The following is a 5,321-nucleotide window of genomic DNA, read 5'->3' on the forward strand; positions in this document are numbered from 1 at the left end:
GCTGAAAGGTAAGGCTGACTTCTTCACGGGCGCCGTGAAGTATGCGGATCGCGATGCATGCAACAAGAAAGGAGGCGCCTGCGAAGACGATGGCTTCAATTTCTCCTATCGCTATACCCTGAACCTCAACACCTCCTTTACCGGGAAGGATCGTCTGTACACCCGTCTACGGGCGGGCAACATGAACAACGTATGGACGCAATCAGACTCTTATTTGTCTGATGCCAAGAGTGGTGATAACACCTTGAAGGTAGACAAGCTCTGGTACAGCTTCCCCATCGGCAATGAGTTCAAGGTCACCGTTGGTGCGTTGATCGAGAACTACTACATGATCGAGACGCCCACCCGCTACAAGCCGATCCTCAAGGCGTTCAAACTGGGTGGGTACGGTGCTGTTCTTGGTGCGAGCACCGGCCAAGGCTTTGGTGTGCAATGGCGTCAGGATGTTGATCCTGGCGAGGCAGCCATCAACATCGCGGTCAACTACGTCGCCGATGGTGGTGACGGTGCCACGAGCAATTCAGAAAAAGGCATGTTTGGTGAAAACACCGATGCCTACCTGCTGAGCCAAGTGGGCTATGGCAATCGCAAGTGGCACCTTTCAGCGCTCTATGCCCTGAAGAATGCACAGCAGAACGATGGCGTTACGGAGTCCAAGGCAGCAATGGGGTATTCGACCCCGACTGCAAAGAATTTGGCTCACCCCCTTCATGCCGTCGGTCTGCGCGGTTACTGGTCACCAGACGACAGCGGCTTCATTCCCACCATCAGTGCGGGTGTGGACTTCGGCTGGGCTGATAGTGAGACCTACGGCAATGCCGAGGCAGTGAAAGGCTGGATGGTTGGCCTGAACTGGAAGGACGCCTTTGTCGAAGGCAACAAAATGGGGCTGGGCTTCGGTTCCTACTCCAGCTACGCCACCGAAATTCGTGACCGGCCCAATGGCGGCGACCAAAACTTCGCCATCGAGGCTTACTACGACTTCGCTGTAACCGACAACATCACCATTACTCCCGCAGTGTTCTGGGTTGATGATGCCAAGGGTAAGGATCAAATTGATGGTGCCAACAAGTTTGGCGGTCTGGTCAAGACCACCTTCAAATTCTGATCACCAACAACAATCAAACAAAAAAGCGCCCTTAGGGGCGCTTTTTTTTGCAAAAATATAGAGGGGCTAGCGCCCCTCAAAAGGTCTGAATCACAGATTCACCAACAGTTCTCACCCTCACCAATGGGAACACAAACATCTTCTTGTTCAGCCTTTTTGAGAAGAGCCTCAGCTTCTTCATCCATCACACTGTCGTCATCGACAGCTTGATCCGTCGACCACTCCTTCAAACCGCCGCCATCCTGGGCCTGCACCACCGGTAAATCAGCTGAAGCCAGCAGCAAAGAGGAAGCAGCTAAAAACACAGTGACCGCAGAGGGTTTGGCCATGTTCCAATGCCAAAAAATCATTATGATTAACGCTAGCGCCCAAGCCGCTACGAATGAGCCAGGTCAACGCATCATTTGAAACATCGTCAGCCAGAGAGCCGCCGCACAGCGTTGGAATAGGCCTGAAAAATGAGATCAAGCTCATCCGAACGTCCATGCTTGGCCAGCAATCCACGCGCCCCAGCATCCAGGTTGAACAGAAAGGAACGATCCTCAGCGGATTTCACATAGCTTTCGATCCAGCCGACGCAGGCATAGCGTGCCCCCTGCGTCACAGGCGCAACGCAGTGCAATAACGAGCTGGGGTACACAACCACCTCACCAGCGGAACAACGAAATTCCTCACCATGCTGCCCCGTCTGGACTTGCAAAACTCCCCCTTGATAGGAGGACGGCTCGCTTAAAAATACAGTGAAAGACAGATCGCGCCGGCCGTAACGGGAAAACGGATTATCCACATGCCATCCATATCCATCGCCAGAGGCACAGCGGGAGATCAAAACACTATGTACCTTGCGTATCAAAGAAAAACTCTTGATCAAAGGATCTGATTTCAATGCCTTCGACACCGAGTTCGCCACCCGAATCGCCAACGGAGATTCAGGATCGAGTTGATGATTCTTTTTAACCGAGGCCGCTTGCTCTCCCGCCGTGAGTCGTCCATCCAGCCAAGGCAGGTCATCAGCACTCAGTTGCTGATGAATGGAATCAACATCAGCCTTTGAAAGCAGTGGACGTACAAGATGATCCATCCGCAATGAGTGCAAACCTTTTGACCACCCTAGGGAGTCGACCAAATGATACGAAAACATCGCACAAACTGGCTCAGTGAGATGACATCCAAGACCTATGATGGTGGGATGAAGAGTAAAGCCATGTTGAAGCTTCTCGCTGGACTCTGCCTCGTCGCTCCACTGGTTGGATGCACCGCTGTTGGTGCACAGGAAGTGCGTGTTTATTCAGGTCGCCACTACAACACTGACCGGCAGGTTTTTAAACGTTTCAGTGAGAAAACAGGGATCAAAGTTCGCCTGATTGAAGCCACCGGAATCTCGCTGGTGGAACGGCTCAAACGAGAGGGAAGCAACTCCAAGGCGGACGTCATCCTCTTGGTGGATGCTGCGCGCATCAACGATGCAGCCAATGCAGGATTGCTACAGCCGGCTCAGAGCAACAAACTGAAAAGGAACATCCCGGCGCGCTATCGGGATCCATCCAACCGCTGGTTTGGCTTAACAAGGCGCGTGCGCTCTATCATCGTCAACCCCAAGCTTATTGATCCCTCCACGATCAACAGCTACGACGATCTCAGCAAGCCAGAATTAAAAGGAAAGCTTTGCCTGCGCAAGAGAAAGAATGTCTACAACCAATCCCTTGTTGCTGACCAAATTGTTTTAAAGGGTCAAGCCGGAGCAACAGCCTGGGTCCGATCAATGGTGGGCAATGTCAAGCAGCCATTCTTCTCGGGAGATACATCCCTGATCCGTGCCGTTGGCCAGGGCAAATGTGGCGTTGGCGTTGTGAATCACTACTACCTGGCACGCATGCAAGCCGGAGACAATGGCAAGGGTGATCAGGAGCTGGCAAAGAATGTGAAATTGATCATGCCCAATCCAGCTCACGTGAACGTCAGCGCAGCTGGCATAGCCACCTCAGCCCAAAACAAACGGGAAGCGCTGAAGTTGATTGAATTCCTCTCATCTCCGCAGGGAAGCCAGGCGCTTGCTGGGCCAACCCACGAATACCCGCTGACAAGTCAGGGCTCCTCAAACGTGCTGAAACAGTACGGACGATTTACCCCCGACAACGTCTCCATCAGCGCGATCGGTGCCAACCAGAAGAAGGCGGTTCAAGTGATGGCGCAGGCTGGCTGGCGCTAAGGCCGGCGAGCCACAACGTCAAAACTGAAGGGGTGATGTTGCGATCAACTCTGGTGAGAGCTGCATCGTGACATCACCAGACGCCATGGCCACCAGTTCCGCTTGACGCCATTTCGACATCAGACGGGTGGTGGTCACCCGGGTTGCACCGATGAGTTCACCGAAGCGGTCGTGGGTGAGGCGAAACGGAAGTTGGAACGCATCGCGGCAACGAAAACCGAGTCGGTTCACCAGCAGCGCCATCAGGGCATGCAGCCGTTGCTCGGCCTGACCGAGATGGCGGACTCGCAGCAGCTGGAGCGTCCATTCATTCACCGCATCAAGGCCCAGCTCGTCGGTTGAGACAGCATCACGCTGAAATTTCAAAGCGGTGAGCGCCTCGATGCAAACGCCTTCGCTGCAAAGACGATCAGTACGCAAACGATCACCCGACTGCAGAAACGCCAGAGTCATTCCTTCCGTTTCTTCGCAGGGACAGTACACGCGGCACACCCCTTCAATCACTTCAAGAACAGAGGCTTGATCACGCCCTGCCGGATCAATCAGCACCGTCTGTAGACGAGGCATGCTCAACGGAGCTGTCGGATTGTCCGGCAGGAAGCGGTAAGCAGACGCGGTCACGGGTTATCGCGATTGAGAATTACTCGCAACAGTACAGATCTCTTGTCGATATTGCAAGTCATTCTCAATAAGCCCTCCAAATTGCGATCTTTTCTCAACTGCAGCCAACACCTGCTCGTTGGCGTGCAGCAGCAGGGCGCGGAGCAACTGGGCATCCCCTTGAATCCGAAGCATGGGCGAGGTGACGGGCTGCCACCACGTTCAACGGGGCCTTCAACAAGAGGTTGATCCGTTGCAACCGCGCGACGTCTCTATTGATTCACAGCTCAGAAAACAAATGTCGTTTTGATCAAACCGCCCAGTTGCCGGAAGGTTGAACCGTCCGGTGTGAGCTCACCCATCGGTCGCGACAGATAGAACAGCGCCGGGGTGACGCTGATGTTGTCGGTGACCTGGAACTGGTACCACCACTCCCAGATGTACTGACCATCAGCAGGGGTGTCACCACCTCGCAGATCGGTCGCAAAAACAGGCTGACCCACAGCCATTCCGGCGTTGTTCCCCGCCATCAACACATCGTTCCACTCCAGCCCAGCCCTCCAGGACTGACTGGTCCGCACCTGGCCCTTGCGCTGGGTGTCGGATTGATTGATGCCCCAACCGAGCGACAGAGAAGGAAGCCAGCCGCTCTCCAATTGCTGCCAGAAACCCCCAAGGGCATAGGCGTGGGTCACGCCCCGATCACTGAAGCGATCCCTGACGAAGGGCGTGGCGTACACGATCAGGTCTTGACCGTTCTGAACCTTGGAATACAGGGCAGCAACGCCCCAGTTGTCACCCTCCCAACCCAGCTGCAGGGTGCCGGTGCCCCCCGCCTCGTCGGTGGCGAAACCACCGGAACGGGTGTCGCTTGATGCACCATTGGCCGCCACATAGTTGGCCGACGCGCGGGCTCCGCTTTCCGCGGCCCAGCTGATGCCCACGCCCGCACCTTTGTTTTTGTTGTAGGCCCCCGGAGCTCCATTCACCGTGAGCACATCGAGAATCGGATCACTGGGATAGACGCTCGGCCAGATCGCGAGCATGTCTTCCTGGCCAACAATCGGGCCGGTGGTGATGGTGATCTCATCCCCCAAGGGGAAAGAATAGAAGAGTTTGTCGATCGCCACCAGATTGGGGCGATCACCCTCCTGAAACGCAGTTTCCAGTGTGGCCAAGCCAGACGGCCCTCCACTGCCGAAGACGTTGCCGTCTCCGTCGAAGTTGCCGCCACGCAACACCGTGGTCAATTGATCCTTGCCGGTGAAGGAGGTCTCCAACCCCAGCTGAAGGTCGTAGTTGAACGTCGTGCCGCCCAACGCTTCATTGCTCTCCGAACGCTGCCGGGACGGGGAGCCCTTGAAGCGGCTGGCTCCGAACACCCAGGTGGCTTGCCCCTTGAGT

At 55.3% G+C, this 5,321-nt stretch carries 6 protein-coding genes; 2 read left to right on the plus strand and 4 right to left on the minus strand.

Annotated elements, in window-relative coordinates; all coding sequences use genetic code 11:
- A partial coding sequence (locus tag Q3Y53_RS12945) for an iron uptake porin (protein ID WP_303536777.1) occupies positions 1-1,108 on the plus strand: 1,108 nt, incomplete at its 5' end.
- Between the two features lie 98 nt (positions 1,109-1,206).
- On the opposite strand, the gene Q3Y53_RS12950 is transcribed toward Q3Y53_RS12945, so the two are convergent.
- Positions 1,207-1,437, minus strand: coding sequence for a hypothetical protein (locus Q3Y53_RS12950; RefSeq protein ID WP_303536779.1), 231 nt, complete (start codon positions 1,435-1,437; stop codon positions 1,207-1,209).
- A gap of 86 nt (positions 1,438-1,523) precedes the next feature.
- Entirely contained in the window at positions 1,524-2,189 is a 666-nt protein-coding gene (locus Q3Y53_RS12955) for a Fe2+-dependent dioxygenase (RefSeq protein WP_303536781.1), read from the minus strand.
- 81 nt (positions 2,190-2,270) lie between these two features.
- Between Q3Y53_RS12955 and Q3Y53_RS12960 the strand changes: the two genes are divergently transcribed.
- On the plus strand, positions 2,271-3,317 hold the full coding sequence (locus tag Q3Y53_RS12960) for an extracellular solute-binding protein (RefSeq protein WP_303536783.1): 1,047 nt from the start codon (positions 2,271-2,273) through the stop codon (positions 3,315-3,317).
- A gap of 18 nt (positions 3,318-3,335) precedes the next feature.
- Here the strand turns inward: Q3Y53_RS12960 and Q3Y53_RS12965 are convergent, their stop codons facing one another.
- A complete protein-coding gene (locus Q3Y53_RS12965) occupies positions 3,336-3,884 on the minus strand; it encodes a helix-turn-helix domain-containing protein (protein WP_303536787.1) in 549 nt (182 codons plus the stop codon).
- 320 nt (positions 3,885-4,204) lie between these two features.
- The coding region (locus tag Q3Y53_RS12970) for a carbohydrate porin (RefSeq protein ID WP_303536785.1) at positions 4,205-5,321 on the minus strand (1,117 nt) is incomplete at its 5' end.

This window comes from Synechococcus sp. YX-04-1 (assembly GCF_030546365.1).
Lineage (GTDB): Bacteria > Cyanobacteriota > Cyanobacteriia > PCC-6307 > Cyanobiaceae > Parasynechococcus.